Annotated in this window: 16 protein-coding genes and 1 pseudogene; 14 read left to right on the top strand and 3 right to left on the bottom strand. The window is 75.6% G+C overall.

The window, feature by feature from the left end; genetic code table 11:
- The first annotated feature begins 119 nt into the window (after positions 1-119).
- The 8 genes from rpsP (at position 120) to J2X49_RS07720 (ending at position 5,006) form a co-directional block, all read left to right on the top strand.
- Positions 120-566: a 30S ribosomal protein S16 gene (rpsP, locus tag J2X49_RS07685; protein WP_310124591.1), complete on the top strand. Its 447-nt coding sequence runs from the start codon at positions 120-122 to the stop codon at positions 564-566.
- Between the two features lie 2 nt (positions 567-568).
- Positions 569-805, top strand: coding sequence for an RNA-binding protein (locus J2X49_RS07690; RefSeq protein ID WP_128188720.1), 237 nt, complete (start codon positions 569-571; stop codon positions 803-805).
- 7 nt (positions 806-812) lie between these two features.
- A complete protein-coding gene (gene rimM, locus J2X49_RS07695; RefSeq protein WP_310124595.1) occupies positions 813-1,532 on the top strand; it encodes a ribosome maturation factor RimM in 720 nt (239 codons plus the stop codon).
- A 3-nt stretch (positions 1,533-1,535) separates the two neighbouring features.
- Positions 1,536-2,300: a tRNA (guanosine(37)-N1)-methyltransferase TrmD gene (gene trmD, locus J2X49_RS07700; RefSeq protein WP_310124598.1), complete on the top strand. Its 765-nt coding sequence runs from the start codon at positions 1,536-1,538 to the stop codon at positions 2,298-2,300.
- A 10-nt stretch (positions 2,301-2,310) separates the two neighbouring features.
- The gene (locus J2X49_RS07705; protein ID WP_310124600.1) at positions 2,311-2,952 is read left to right on the top strand and encodes a hypothetical protein; all 642 of its coding nucleotides are present in this window, start codon (positions 2,311-2,313) and stop codon (positions 2,950-2,952) included.
- Between the two features lie 169 nt (positions 2,953-3,121).
- A complete protein-coding gene (rplS, locus tag J2X49_RS07710; RefSeq protein ID WP_128188717.1) occupies positions 3,122-3,472 on the top strand; it encodes a 50S ribosomal protein L19 in 351 nt (116 codons plus the stop codon).
- Between the two features lie 134 nt (positions 3,473-3,606).
- The gene (lepB, locus tag J2X49_RS07715) at positions 3,607-4,380 is read left to right on the top strand and encodes a signal peptidase I (RefSeq protein ID WP_146356877.1); all 774 of its coding nucleotides are present in this window, start codon (positions 3,607-3,609) and stop codon (positions 4,378-4,380) included.
- On the top strand, positions 4,380-5,006 hold the full coding sequence (locus tag J2X49_RS07720; protein WP_192575893.1) for a ribonuclease HII: 627 nt from the start codon (positions 4,380-4,382) through the stop codon (positions 5,004-5,006). The genes lepB and J2X49_RS07720 overlap by 1 nt, the downstream gene beginning before the upstream one ends.
- A gap of 51 nt (positions 5,007-5,057) precedes the next feature.
- Here the strand turns inward: J2X49_RS07720 and J2X49_RS07725 are convergent, their stop codons facing one another.
- Positions 5,058-6,881: a VWA domain-containing protein gene (locus J2X49_RS07725; RefSeq protein WP_310124612.1), complete on the bottom strand. Its 1,824-nt coding sequence runs from the start codon at positions 6,879-6,881 to the stop codon at positions 5,058-5,060.
- Between the two features lie 125 nt (positions 6,882-7,006).
- Here J2X49_RS07725 and J2X49_RS07730 point away from each other — a divergent pair, with 125 nt between their 5' ends.
- The 4 genes from J2X49_RS07730 to dprA all read left to right on the top strand — a co-directional run bounded on the left by J2X49_RS07730 (position 7,007) and on the right by dprA (position 10,485).
- On the top strand, positions 7,007-7,330 hold the full coding sequence (locus J2X49_RS07730; RefSeq protein ID WP_123698192.1) for a DUF2469 domain-containing protein: 324 nt from the start codon (positions 7,007-7,009) through the stop codon (positions 7,328-7,330).
- 91 nt (positions 7,331-7,421) lie between these two features.
- Positions 7,422-7,775 (top strand): YraN family protein, encoded by a 354-nt coding sequence (locus tag J2X49_RS07735; RefSeq protein WP_310124618.1) that lies wholly within the window; start codon positions 7,422-7,424, stop codon positions 7,773-7,775.
- Positions 7,772-9,283, top strand: a complete 1,512-nt coding sequence (locus tag J2X49_RS07740) for a YifB family Mg chelatase-like AAA ATPase (RefSeq protein ID WP_310124620.1) — start codon at positions 7,772-7,774, stop codon at positions 9,281-9,283. The genes J2X49_RS07735 and J2X49_RS07740 overlap by 4 nt, the downstream gene beginning before the upstream one ends.
- Positions 9,280-10,485, top strand: a complete 1,206-nt coding sequence (dprA, locus tag J2X49_RS07745) for a DNA-processing protein DprA (RefSeq protein ID WP_310124623.1) — start codon at positions 9,280-9,282, stop codon at positions 10,483-10,485. The genes J2X49_RS07740 and dprA overlap by 4 nt, the downstream gene beginning before the upstream one ends.
- 30 nt (positions 10,486-10,515) lie before the next feature.
- Here the strand turns inward: dprA and J2X49_RS07750 are convergent, their stop codons facing one another.
- On the bottom strand, positions 10,516-11,403 hold the full coding sequence (locus J2X49_RS07750) for a GNAT family N-acetyltransferase (protein ID WP_310124626.1): 888 nt from the start codon (positions 11,401-11,403) through the stop codon (positions 10,516-10,518).
- 152 nt (positions 11,404-11,555) lie between these two features.
- Between J2X49_RS07750 and J2X49_RS07755 the strand changes: the two genes are divergently transcribed.
- The gene (locus J2X49_RS07755; protein ID WP_310124629.1) at positions 11,556-12,449 is read left to right on the top strand and encodes a metallophosphoesterase; all 894 of its coding nucleotides are present in this window, start codon (positions 11,556-11,558) and stop codon (positions 12,447-12,449) included.
- On the top strand, positions 12,450-13,352 hold the full coding sequence (locus J2X49_RS07760) for a tyrosine recombinase XerC (protein ID WP_310124632.1): 903 nt from the start codon (positions 12,450-12,452) through the stop codon (positions 13,350-13,352).
- A 145-nt stretch (positions 13,353-13,497) separates the two neighbouring features.
- Here the strand turns inward: J2X49_RS07760 and J2X49_RS07765 are convergent.
- Positions 13,498-13,935: pseudogene (locus tag J2X49_RS07765) on the bottom strand (murein hydrolase activator EnvC family protein); the annotation flags it as partial.
- Positions 13,936-13,980 lie beyond the last annotated feature (45 nt).

A 13,980-nucleotide genomic window follows, 5' to 3' on the forward strand; every position in this document is an offset into this window, starting at 1 on the left:
GTCGAGCACGCGCCCCGACCCTCTACTCCGGCGCGCGCCGCTCACCGAGCTTTGCGGGTCGCGCATCACCCACGTGCGCAGGCCGCGGTGCAACCACGAGAACACAAAGCAGGAGAACTGTGGCAGTCAAGATCCGTCTGAAGCGCTTCGGCAAGATCCGCGCGCCCTACTACCGCGTCGTCGTGGCCGACTCGCGCACCAAGCGCGACGGCCGCGTCATCGAGGAGATCGGCAAGTACCACCCGACCGAGCACCCGTCGCTCATCGAGATCGACAGCGAGCGCGCCCAGTACTGGCTCGGCGTCGGCGCGCAGCCGACCGAGCAGGTCGCCGCGCTGCTGAAGCTCACCGGCGACTGGGGCAAGTTCTCGGGCGAGGGCTCGACCGAGAACCAGGTCAAGCAGCGCGAGGGCAAGAAGGCGTTCGTCGCCGACGAGGCCAAGAAGCCGGTGCTGAAGCCCAAGGCCGAGAAGCCCGCCGAGGCGCCCGCCCCGGCCGCGACCGAGTCGACCGACGCCGAGGAGGCCGCCCCGGCCGCCGACGAGGCCGAGAAGACCGAGTCCTGAGCATGTTGCGCGATGCTCTCGAGCACCTCGTGAAGGGGATCGTCGATCGCCCGGACGAGGTGCGCGTCGGCGCGCGCGACTCGCAGCGCGGCGAGGTCCTCGAGGTGCGCGTGCACCCCGAGGACCTCGGCCGCGTCATCGGGCGCGGCGGTCGCACCGCCGGCGCCCTGCGCACGGTCATCGGTGCGCTCCCCGGAGGACGCCGCGTCCGCGTGGACGTGGTGGACACCGATCGCTAGGCCCGCCGTGCCCGCGCGCACGCAGCTGCGCGTCGGCCGGCTCGCCAGGGCCCACGGGCTGAAGGGCGCGATCAAGGTCGAGCTCTACACCGATGAGCCCGAGCGCCGCTTCGTGCCCGGCGCGCGCTTCGCGCTGCAGGTGCCGACGTCGTCGAAGTGGCACGGCAAGTCGATCGAGCTGCTCGAGCTGCGCGTCTACAACGGCAGCCCCGTCGCGTTCTTCGCCGGCGTCACCGACCGCACCGAGGCCGAGTCGCTCATCAAGGCCGTGCTGTGGGTCGAGCAGGACGCCACCGAGCTGCCCGCCGAGCCCGACGCCTGGTACGTGCACCAGCTCGCCGGCCTCGACGTCTGGCGCGACGGCGAGCGCGTCGGCCGCGTCATCCGCGTCGACCCGCTGCCCGCGCAGGACATGCTGATCGTCGAGCACCGCGGCGAGGAGGTCATGGTGCCGTTCGTGAAGGCGATCGTGCCCGAGGTCGACCTCCGCGCGGGCCGCATCACCGTCACGCCGCCTCCCGGGCTCTTCGAGGAGCTCGAGGCCGCTGACGACGAGCCGACCGCGCCGGCGACGTCCGACGACGCCGCGGCGGACGACGACGAGGCGCCCGCCGCAGCGACGGGTGCCGAGGCCGACGCGGCCCTGGCCGACGCGATGGTGGCCGACGTGCCCGCCGAGCCCGAGGCATCCGCCGACGGCGCCGGCGACCCGCCCGCGCGGGGCTGAGCCGTGCGCCTCGACATCGTCACGATCTTCCCGGAGTTCTTCGGGGTGCTCGACGTCTCGCTGCTCGGGCGGGCCCGCCGCGACGGGCTGCTCGAGCTGGGCGTGCACGACCTGCGGCAGTGGACCCACGACCGGCACCGCACCGTCGACGACACCCCCTACGGCGGCGGCGCCGGCATGGTCATGCGGCCCGAGCCGTGGGGCGAGGCCTTCGACGCGCTGCTCGGCCCGTCGGACGACGGCGCGGGGTCGGATGCGCTGGTCGTGTTCCCGACGCCCGCGGGCGTGCCCTTCACCCAGGCGCTCGCCAGGCAGCTCGCCGCCGAGCCGCGCATCGTCTTCGCGTGCGGCCGCTACGAGGGCATCGACGCGCGCGTCGCCGAGCACGTCGCCGGCCGCGCGCGCGTGCTCGAGGTCAGCCTCGGCGACTACGTGCTCAACGGCGGCGAGGTCGCGGTGATGGCGATGATCGAGGCGATCGGCCGGCTCGTGCCGGGCGTCGTCGGCAATCCGGAGTCGCTCGTCGAGGAGAGCCACGAGGCGGGCCTGCTCGAGCACCCGTCGTACACGAAGCCGCAGACCTGGCGCGGGCTCGAGGTGCCGGAGGTGCTGCGCAGCGGCAACCACGCGGCGATCGCCGCCTGGCGCCACGAGCAGGCGCTCGAGCGTACGCGCCGCGTGCGACCCGACCTGCTGCCCGCCGACGAGGCGGGGGAGGGCGGCCAGCCCTCAGCGAACACGCGGGCGCGCCCTGCCGCCGATCGGTAGCCTCGGGGGCATGGCCACGAGCGCGAGCACCCCCGGCAGCCGGCGCCCGGCAGCGACCGGCGCCGACCGCCCCTGGCCGCTGCGCGCCTTCTTCTGGACGATGGTGGCCTCGATCATCGCGCTGCCCGCGTGGATCATGTTCGGCCGCGGGCTCGCCGGTGCGCCGCTCGGCGACGCGCTGCTGCTGCAGGCCTTCCTCGGCCCGGGCCTCGCGCTGCTCATCGGCCTCGTCGTGGGGCTCACCGTCGCCCGCAAGGAGGTGCGCCGGCCGCGCGCAGTCACGTGGCGCGACGTGCGCCTCATCGGCCCCTGGCTGCTCGTCATCGCGCTCATGGGCCTCACGGTGGTCGACACCGCCGGCGGCCGCACCGGCAGCGCGCTCACCGCGTGGCTCGGCGACGGCTGGCTCACCGCATCCCAGTCGTTCACCGCCATCGCGGTGATGGCGACCATCATCGGCGGCGCGGTGCTCGCGTGGCTCCAGGTGCTCGAGCTCGGCCGCGAGACGCGCGCCCGCGTCGAGCGCGTCGTCGCCGACCTGCAGGCGCCTGTCATCGAGCAGCGCGCCCGCCAGGAGGACGCCGCCTTCGAGCGCATCGACGGCCCGCAGGCGGGCCGCGTCATCCGCATCGAGGACGACGACCGGCGCTGACGCCGCGCTCGGGTTCGCGCCGGGCATCCGCGTGTGGCAGAATGGCCCGTTGGTGCCATGCACTGCTCCCGCTCTCGAGCGGCCTCTGCCACAGGGGAGAGCACACCGGCACCCCACCCCGAACCCAGAACGCGGCCGACCTGTGGCGGCTGCAGAGAGCGATACCGCCATGCACATCCTCGACAAGGTCGACGCAGCCAGCCTCCGCACCGACGTCCCCGACTTCCGCCCCGGCGACAACGTCAAGGTCCACGTCAACATCATCGAGGGCTCGCGCTCGCGCGTCCAGATCTTCCAGGGCGTCGTCATCGGCCGCTCGGGCCACGGCGTCCGCGAGACCTTCACGGTCCGCAAGGTGTCGTTCCAGGTCGGCGTCGAGCGCACCTTCCCCGTGCACTCCCCGGTCATCGACCGGATCGAGCTCGTCAGCCGCGGCGACGTCCGCCGCGCGAAGCTCTACTACCTGCGCGGCCTGCGCGGCAAGGCCGCCAAGATCCGCGAGAAGCGCGACCACTCCTGATCGACGCGAACGGGGCCGGCGGCATGCCGGCCCCGTTCGTCGTGCTCGTGGCCGAATCGTGATCGACGGCGGCGCGCGCGGCGCGGGGCGGGCACGCGCTCGCACCTAGACTTGCCGAGGGCGAAAGGGCGGGGATGACGGAGACGGTCGAGACCGGCGAGACGGGCCGGGGCGACGGCGGATCCGGGCGCGGCTTCCTGCTGTTCCTGCGCGACCTGGCCGTCATCTTCCTGGTCGCGCTGCTGATCTCGTTCCTCGTGAAGACGTTCCTGATCCGGCCGTTCTGGATCCCGTCCGAGTCGATGAACGACACCCTGCAGGTCGACGACCGCATCATCGTGAGCCTCCTGACGCCGACGGTCTTCGCGATCGACCGCGGCGAGGTCGTCGTGTTCGAGGATCCGGGCGGCTGGCTGCCCGAGCCGGAGCAGGAGGAGGAGACGGGCCTCGTCGGCGCGATCGACTGGTTCCTGACCTTCGTCGGCCTCGCGCCCGAGGACGACCACGGCTACCTCATCAAGCGCGTCATCGGCCTGCCCGGCGACCGCGTGCAGTGCTGCAACGAGTTCGGGCAGCTCACGGTCAACGGCGTGCCCATCGACGAGCCCTACCTCCACCTCGACCTCGCCGGCCAGCCCGCGAGCTCCATGTCGTTCGACGTGACGGTGCCCGAGGGCCACCTGTGGGTGCTCGGCGACAACCGCAACCACTCGGGCGACTCCCGCGCGCACATGGACGCCCCGGGCGGCGGCTTCGTGCCCATCGCCTCCGTCGTCGGCCGCGCCGTGCTCATCTCGTGGCCCGTCGAGCGCTGGACGTGGCTCGACAGCTACGACTCGTCCTTCGTCGGCGTCGAGCCGCAGGGCGCGGCGGTCGCCCGCGAGCTGCCGCTCGTCGTCCCGGGCTGATGCCTGCGGTCCCGACGCTCGAGCTCGAGCGGGAGCTGTGGGCGGATGCGTCCCTCGTCATCGGGATGGACGAGGTCGGCCGCGGCGCGCTCGCCGGGCCGGTGAGCGTCGGCGCGCTCGCGCTCGGCGCCGACTGCGGGCCGACGCCCGAGCACCTGCGCGACTCGAAGACGATGACCGTGCTGCGGCGCACGGCGACGGCGCCGCTCGTGCGCTCGTGGGGGGTGAGCGCCGTCGGGCACGCGACGAACGAGGAGATCGACCGGCTCGGCATCCAGGTGGCGCTCGGCCTCGCCGGCCGCCGCGCGCTCGTCGGGCTCCACGAGGCCGGCATCGACGTGCCGCGCGCCGCGATCCTCCTCGACGGCACGCACGACTGGCTCGCGCCGGCGCTGCGCGCCCCGGTGCGCACGATCCTGCGCGCCAAGGCCGACCGCGACTGCGCCTCCGTCTCGGGCGCCGCGCTCGTCGCGAAGGTCGAGCGCGACGGGCGCATGGTGGAGGCCGATGGCGTGCACCCCGGCTACGGCTGGCACTCGAACAAGGGCTACGGCTCCGCGGCCCACCTCAGCGCGATCGCCGAGCTCGGGCCGAGCGCGCTGCACCGGCGCACCTGGCTGCACTGACGCATCCGCCCCCGTCGGCGCAGCCGCGCACCGCGCCGCCGGGCTCCGGGCTCAGACGTCGAAGGAGCGGCGGGAGCGCCGCTGCCACAGCCACACGACGAGCGCGATGATCGCGATGAGCACGGCGCCGATCGCGACGAGCACGCCGATGAGCGCCCACGGCACGGCCGTCTGCCCGGGCTGCACCGCCTCGCCCGCCGCCTGCTCGCCGTCGGTCGGCGGCGGCGCGGTGCCCGAGAGGTCGGGCGCGCCCTGGGCCTCGCCGACCACCTCGATGGTGACGATGAGGCGCGAGGGGGTCGTGCCCGCGTCGGCGCCGAAGCCGACGGCGACGATGTGCTCGCCCGACATCACGGCGCGCCGCACGAGGCCCGGGTTCGCGTCGAAGCGCACGGGCGCGGTGGTCGCGGCGACCGCGTCGCCCGCCTCGGGCATCGCCTGCGACCAGCGCGTGCCGTCGGCCGTGGTCGCGAGCAGCGCCGCGACATCCGCCCCCACGGGGTCGAGCACCTGCAGGATGCCCCACGCGTTCGCGGGCGCCGGGAGCGCCGGGTCGAGGCTCGCGTGCACGCGCACCGACTGGCCCCAGTCGGCCTGCACCCGGAAGAACTGGAACTCGCTCGGCAGCATCTCGGTCGTGTAGGAGCCGGGCTCGACGAGCGGCGCGTCGTTGAGGCTCGAGCCGCCCACGGCGGCGCCCGCAGCGCCGTCGGCGGGGATCGAGAGCTCCCAGCCGCGCTCCGCGTCGATCGGCGGCGGCAGCTGCGCGGCGTCGCTCGGCCACGCGTGCTCGGCGATGCGCAGCTCGAAGGGCACCGGCGCGTCGGGCGGCGTCACCACCTCGAGCCGCAGCAGCAGCTGCTCGGCGGTCGCGCACGGGTGCTGCGGCGAGCCCTCGGCGGCCGAGAGCCGGCCGGTGAAGACCGAGAAGCGGTCGTCGCCGAGCGCGATGATGTCGGTCGTGTCGCACGGCTCGCCCGCGAGGGTGCTGAGCGACGCGTCGACCTCGAGGCTGCCCTCGTGCGGCAGGCGGCCGGCGAGCCCGACGTGGATGACCGACCCGGGCCGGGTGCGCTCGACGAGGTAGTGCAGCGAGGCGACGTCGCCGCCGAGCTCGTCGACGTACTGCGTGCCGGGCACGAGCGCGGGCGCCCCCTCCGCCTCGGCCACCCCGTCGATGGGCTCGCCGACGACGTCGAAGGGGCGGAACGCGCGCGTCGAGAGCCGCTCGAGGGCGTGCTGCAGGCTCGAGGCCTCCGACACGTCGAGGTAGTCGCCCCGGCCGCGGTCGGCGACGCACTGCAGCTGCTCGCGCGCCGCGTCGTCGACGTCGAAGCCGATGACGTCGATGCGCATCGCGATGTCGTTCGCCGTCAGCTCGGCCGCGACGACGCAGGGGTCGGGCTCGCAGTTGGCGATGCCGTCCGAGACGAGCAGGATCGCGCGCTGGCCGTCGTCGCCGAGGTCGGCGCCGGCCTGCTGCAGCGCGTGCCCGATCGGCGTCTCGCCGGCGGGGGAGAGGGCGTCGACGGATGCGCGGAGCGCGTCGCGGTTGTCGGTGCCGATGGGCACGAGCAGCTGCGAGTCGCTGCAGGAGGCGGCGCTGCCGAGCTCGGTCGCGCCGAAGACGCGCAGGCCCACGCGGTTGGGGTCGGGCAGCTCGCCGATCACGACACCGAGGGCCGACTGCGCCGCGTCCATGCGCGACGTGCCGTCGGTGGTGGGCTCGGCCATCGAGCCCGAGGAGTCGACGACGATCATGAGCCCGCCGTCGCCGGTCGACGGCGACGTCGCGGTCGCGGGGGCGGGCTGGAGCGCGCCCGCGGCGAGCGCGAGCGCGCCGCTGAGCGCGAGCGTCAGGACGATCCGCCGCATGGCAGCTCCGTTCCGTGCAAAGTTTCCGGTTCAGAATCTACGACCTCGCGGCTGTGCGCGGTGCGCAGCGCGCCTCAGCATCTGCGAAGCGGTCGCCCTGGGTCCGGTGGACATACGATGGCGGCATGGAACCCGAGGACATCGAGGACTACGACCGCGAGGTCGAGCTGGCCCTCTTCAAGGAGTATCGAGACGTCGTCGGCATGTTCAAGCACGTGGTCGAGACCGAGCGTCGCTTCTACCTCGCGAACGACGTGAAGGTCACCCGGCACGACGCCGGCACCGACTTCTACTTCGAGCTCGAGCTCACCGACGTGTGGGTGTGGGACATCTACCGCTCCGACCGCTTCATCAAGTCGGCCCGGGTGCTGACGTTCAAGGACGTCAACGTCGAGGAGCTCGCCTCGCGCGACCTGGAGCTGCCGAAGGACCTCGCGATCGAGGAGTGATCGGCGACGGCCGCCGGGCGACGGCGGCCGTTCTCCACAGGCGGGCACCGTGCCCGCCCGCGCGCCGCCGCGCATCCGCTTCCATGCCCGCATGCGAGCGAAGGATCAGCTGGGCCTCGACGGCGAGGCGGCCGCGAGCGTGCACCTCGAGCGGGCGGGCATGCGCATCATCGACCGGCGGTGGCGCTGCCCGCACGGCGAGCTCGACATCGTCGCCCTCGACGGCGAGACGCTCGTCTTCGTCGAGGTGAAGACCCGCCGCGGGCTCGGCTTCGGGCACCCGTTCGAGGCCATCACGCCCGACAAGGTGCGGCGGCTGCGCACGCTCGCGGGGCTGTGGCTCTCGGCCACCGGGCATCGCGGCCCGATCCGCATGGATGCCGTGGGCGTCATCGCGCCGCGCTCGGGCACGTGGCGGGTCGAGCATCTGCGGGGCATCGAGTGAGCGGCTTCGGCCGCGCCGCGTGCGTCGCGCTGCAGGGGCTCGCGGGCGTCGGCGTGCAGATCGAGGTGCATGCCTCGGCGGGGCTGCCGCGCGTGCACATCGTCGGGCTGCCCGACCGCGCGGTGCAGCAGGCGCAGCACCGCACCTGGAGCGCCATCGCCCGCATGGGGCTCAGCGCGCCGCAGGGCAAGACGGTGATCAACCTCACGCCCGCGTCGCTGCCGAAGGCGGGCACCCACTTCGACCTGGCGATGGCCGTCGCGGTGCTGCGCACCTCCGGGGTGGTGCCGCCCGACGACGGCGAGACGGCGCTGCTCGGCGAGCTGGGGCTCGACGGCCGCCTGCGGCCGGTCGCGGGCACGCTGCCGCTCGCCCGCGCCGCGGCCGAGGCGGGCATGACCCGCATCGTCGTGCCCACGGCGTCCGTCGACGAGGCGTCGCTCGTGGCGGGCCTGCGCGTGCTCGGCGCGCCGAGCCTCGCCCACGCTGCGGCGCTGCTCGGCGCCGAGCTCGACCCGGAGCCCGTCGAGCCCGTGACGGCGGCGCCCGCGCCGCAGCGGGAGGCGGCGGCGCTCGACCTCGCCGACGTGGTCGGCAACCGCGACGCCGTCGCCGCGCTCGAGGTCGCCGCCGCCGGCGCGCACCACCTGATGATGGTCGGGCCGCCCGGCGCGGGCAAGACGATGCTCGCGATGCGGCTGCCGGGCATCCTGCCGCCGCTCGAGCCCGAGCAGGCGCTCGAGGTCGCGTCGCTGCGCTCGCTCGCGGGCGAGCCGCCGCCCGCGACGCTCGACGTCGTGCCGCCGTTCGAGCAGCCGCACCACTCGGCGACCGCGGCAGCGCTCATCGGCGGCGGCTCGGGCACGATCCGGCCCGGCGCCGCGGCCCGCGCGACGCACGGCGTGCTCTTCCTCGACGAGGCGCCCGAGTTCCCGCGCACCGTGCTCGACATGCTGCGCCAGCCGCTCGAGTCGGGCACCATCACGATCCACCGCGCGGCGGGCGTCGCCGCCTTCCCCGCGCGCTTCCAGCTGCTGCTCGCCGCCAACCCGTGCCCGTGCGGGCTCTTCGGCACCGGCGACTGCACGTGCGCGCCGCAGCAGCGGCGGCGCTACTTCGGCCGGCTCTCCGGTCCGCTGCTCGACCGCGTCGACCTCCACGTGCGCGTCGACCGCGTCGCGCCCGGGCTCGACGGCGACCGGCGGACGACGGCGGATGCGTCGGCGCGGGTCGCCGAGGCCCGCGCCCGCGCCGCGCGCCGGCTGGCCGGCACCGGCTGGACGGCGATGGGCCACGTGCCGGGCCCGTGGCTGCGCCGCAGCCTCCCGCTCGACGCGAGCCTGCTCGAGCCGCTGGTCGTCGCGGTCGAGCGCGGCGCGCTGACGATGCGCGGCATGGACCGCGCCGTGCGCGTCGCGTGGACGATGGCCGACCTCGACGGCGCCGACGCGCCCACGCGCGCCCACATCGGTCGAGCGCTCGCCCTCAGGAAGGGGATCCCGGCATGACGCCGTTCCGACTCGAGCCCGCGCGGCTGCGCGAGGCGGTCGTCCCGACGCTGCCGCCGGGCGCGACCGAGCCCGATGACGCGGCCGTGGCCGCTCGCTTCGCCGCCGGTGCCTGGACGGTGCTGCCCGAGCCGGGCGACGGCGCCGCAGGCATCGTGCGCGAGCGGCTCGGCGCCGTGCGCGCGCTGCAGCTGCTGGTGGAGGGCGCCTCGGCCGCCGACTGGGGTCGCGAGCTCGACGACGCCGAGGATCGGCGGGCGGTGGCCGACGCGCTCGGCCGCTGGCAGCCCCGCCTCGCCGCCGAGCGCATCCTCGCCGCCTTCTCGCAGGGCGCCGCCTTCGGCCAGCGGCTCGTGACGCGCGACGACGCGCACTGGCCGGCCGGGCTCGATGACCTCGGCCCGCACGCGCCGGCCGCGGTCTGGGTGCGCGGCGACCCGGCGGCCCTGTCGGCCTGCGCGCGCTCGGCCGCGCTGGTCGGCTCGCGCGCGTCGTCGGGCTACGGCGAGCTCGTCACCGCGCAGCTCGCCTCCGGGCTCGTCGCGCGCGGGTTCGCGGTCGTCTCCGGCGGCGCCTACGGCATCGACGGCGCCGCGCACCGGGCCGCGCTCGCGGCGGGAGGCACGACGGTCGCGGTGCTCGCCGGCGGGCTCGACCGCTTCTACCCGGCCGGGCACGACGAGCTGCTGCGGCGGGTCGCCTCGAGCGGCTGCGTCATCGCCGAGGCGCCCAGCGGCGTGCCGCCCACCCGCTGGCGGTTCCTCGCGCGCAACCGGCTGATCGCGGCGCTCGCGAGCGCGACGGTCGTCGTCGAGGCGGGGCAGCGGTCGGGCTCGATCAACACGGCGGGGCACGCGGCGGCCCTCGGCAGGCCCCTCGGCGCGGTGCCAGGCCCGGTCACCTCAGGCTCCAGCACCGGCTGCCACCGGCTGCTGCGCGAGTACGGCGCGGCAGTGGTCGAGCGCGCGGAGCACGTCGTCGAGCTGCTCGAAGGCCCGGGCGAGGAGGTGCAGGCGCTCGGCGGGCTGACGAGCGACGAGCTGCGGGTGCTCGACGCCCTGAGCGCCCGCGCGCCCCGCGGCATCGACGAGTTGGCCGTCCGCACGGGCATGGCGAGGGGCGACGTCGTCGCGTCGCTCGCGCTGCTCGAGCTCGGGGCGCGGGCCGCGGAGCGCGCGACCGGCTGGGTGCGCGCGGCGTAGGGTGCCGCGCGCCGCCGCCGGCGGACCGGGTCAGGTGCTCCGGCTCCAATCGGCCACCTGCGGGTCCGCGGCGAAGCCGGCCGCGGTGTAGGTGGCGACCGCGGCCGCGTTCGCGCTCTCGGTGCAGACGGTCGCGCTCGACGCGCCGAGGTCCCGCAGTGCCGCCGCCGCCGCGCGCGTCACGATCGCGCCGTATCCCTTGCCCCGGTGCTCTGCGTGCACGCCCATCGGCTCGATCAGGCCCGGGCGGCCGCGGCCCGCGGCCCAGACCGCCGCGACAGCGACCATCCGCCCGTCGGTGTCGCGCCCCGCCAGGATGCGGGCGCCGTCGAAGAGCGGGGTACCGGCCGTCGCCAGCCACCCCTCCACGACGCGGCGGCGCCGGTCGTGCGGCATCGCCGCGCCGCGGAAGGCCGACCAGTGCACCTCCGCCCACTCGGCGGTATCGGCTGGATCGAGCGTCTCGATCTGGAGATCCGCAGCATCGACGGGTGCGCGGAGGTCGCGGTGCAGCGGCGTCCACGGCTCGTCCGGCACCCAGCCTCCGGTCGCGAGCCGCGCCCCGAGCGCCGCAGCGCCCCGAGCCTCGACCGCCGCCGGGCCTGCAGGCAGCACGCCCGCTTCGACGTCGTCGAGGTCCGCGACGATGCGTTGCGCCAGTGCGTCGTCCTCCCGGTGACCGGGGTCGACGCCGAAGCGCAGGAGGTCGGGGCCGTCGAGCAGCGCCATCGCGACGACCCGCCCCCTGTCGCGCCACACCCGGAGCGCCGCCGCGGTCGCCGTCGCCCCCCGGAGCGCATGCCAGCCGAGGTCGCCCGGGTGCAGCTGCACCGGCCCGTGATCCACCTGCCATGCCGCGAGCGCGTCGCGCAGACCGCCGAGGTCCGTCGTGCCGGGCGTCGCGAGCGTGACGGCCATGGGTGTCCTGCCTCCGAGTCGGTGCGGCCAGCGACGCGGAGGCCGCCAGCGGCCGCACGCCGTCGCGCAGAGCCCGCCAGCCTATGGCACGGCCTTCGCCAGCGCTCGACGCGTCGGGGTCGAGCATGCCCCGGCGCGGATAGCCTGTGCGCGTGAGCTACGGCATCCACCCCGAACCGGCCGCGGTGATCGCGCACCTGAGCGACACCCACCTGCTGGCCGGCGGCGCGCTGCTGGGCGGCCTCGTCGACACCGAGGCGCACCTGCGGCAGACCGCCGAGCGACTGCGGGTCGCCGCTGCCGACGCGCACGTGATCGTCGTCTCCGGCGACGTCGCCGACCTCGGCGAGCCCGAGGCGTACGCGCTCGCGCGCGAGATCCTCGAGCCCGTCGCCGACGCGCTGGGCGCGCCCATCGTCTGGACGGCCGGCAACCACGACGAGCGCGCCGCGATGCGCGCGGCGCTCGGCATGCGGGGAGCGCCGCGCGACCCGATCGACTCGGTGACCGAGGTGGCGGGGCTGCGCATCGTCGCGCTCGACACGAGCCTGCCGGGCTGGCACCACGGCGGCTTCGACGAGGGGCAGGCGGAGTGGCTCGCCGCGGCGCTCGGCGACCCGCCCGCGCTCGGCTCGGTGCTCGTGATGCACCACCCGCCGCTGCCGTACCGGAGCAGGCTCATGCGGCTGCTCGAGTTCCGCGACGAGCAGCGGCTCACCGAGGTGCTCGACGGCGCCGACGTGCGCGCGATCCTCTCGGGCCACCTGCACGTCGACGGCTCCGGCACCTTCGCCGAGATCCCCGTCGTCCTCGCCGGCGCCACGAGCTACGCCGACGACCTCGCCGGCCCGCCGCCCGCGATGCACGGCATCGACGCCGCCCAGTCCTTCAACCTCGTCGAGGTCTACACCGACGCGATCGCCCACTCGGTCGTCCCGGCGCTCCCGCACCCGAGCCGCGAGACGATCCCGGCGCACCTCGCCGAGCAGGTCCATGCGCTCGACCCGGCCGAGCGGATGGAGCGCTTCAGCAGGAAGCCGGGCTGAGTGCGCCTCGACGACGCGATCGACGGCTACCTCGCGCACCTCGAGCGCGAGCGCGGCTACTCGCCGAACACCGTCCGCGGCTACCGCGGCGACCTCCGCAGCCTCGCCGAGCACTGCGCCGCCGCCGGCATTGACGAGGCGGCGGCGCTCGACATCGAGGCGCTCCGCGACTGGCTCTACGCGAGCACCGAGGCCGGCATGGGCAAGGCCTCGATCGCGCGGCGGAGTGCCGCCGCGCGCGGCCTCAGCCGCTGGGTCGCGGCGCACGGCGGGCAAGACGTGGCCGGCCGCCTGCGCACGCCGAAGCGCGACCAGCACCTGCCCCGGGTGCTCTCGCGACAGGCGATGGACGGCGTGCTCTCGAGCCTCGCCGCCGCTGCCGCCGAGGGCGATCCCGTCGCGCTCCGCGACCTCGCCGTCGTCGAGCTGCTCTACGCGAGCGCGCTGCGCGTGAGCGAGCTCGTCGGGCTCGACGTCGACGACGTCGACCTCGAGCGGCTCACCGTGCGCGTGACGGGCAAGGGCGCCAAGGAGCGGGTCGTCCCGTTCGGCCGTCCCGCGCTCGACGCGGTGCTCGACTGGATGCGCGTCGGCCGCGACCGGCTCGCCGACCCCGCCAAGCCGCATCCGGCCCTCTTCCTCGGTGCGCGCGGCGGCCGCCTCGGCCAGCGCCGCGTGCACGAGCTCGTCACGGGCCTGCTCGAGGCGGTCCCCGGCTCCGGACCGCACGGGCCGCACACCCTCCGCCACACCGCCGCGACGCACCTGCTCGACGGCGGCGCCGACCTCCGCGCGGTGCAGGAGCTGCTCGGGCACGCGAGCCTCGGGACGACGCAGATCTACACGCACGTGTCGCTCGAGCGCCTCGCCGACGCGTACCGCACCGCCCATCCTCGGGCCTGACCGCTCTGCCCGCGGGCCGGTCGGCCGACCGCTTGGCCTCGCGCATCGGCAGCAGCACCGGCCGCTCGACACCCAGCAGCGGCAGCGGGTCGACGTAGGCGCCGTGCAGCCGCGCCCCGAGGTGCAGCCGCGCCCCGCCCGCCGCGTGGCCGGGCAGCAGCACGCCGATCTGCTGGCCCCGCTCGACGGCGTCGCCCGCAGCCACGGAGGGCTCGACGGGCTCGAAGCTCGACACGAGGCCGCCGGCGTGCTCGATCGACACCACGGGGCGGCCGGCCACCGGCCCCGCGAAGCGGACGACGCCGTCGTCGGGCGCGAGCACCGCCGAGCCGGCCGGCGCGGCGATGTCGATCCCGCGATGGCCCGGCCCGTAGGCGCTCGCGGGCGCGTCGAAGGCGCGCACGACCTCGTGCGGCTCGACCGGCCACGCCCACGGCGCGAGCGCCGCGGCGACGAGGAGGGCGAGGAGGCGCATCCCGGCATGGTGCCGAGGATCGCGCGCTGCGCGTGCGGGGAAGCGGTCGCGCGGTGGAGAACCGCCCACGCGTGATGCGTCCGCCGAGCATGTAGCATGGGAGGGCATCGCGTGTGCGATGACTTCGCGTGCCCGTCACGACGACACCTCCTC

This window comes from Agrococcus sp. BE272 (assembly GCF_031457935.1).
GTDB lineage: Bacteria > Actinomycetota > Actinomycetes > Actinomycetales > Microbacteriaceae > Agrococcus > Agrococcus sediminis.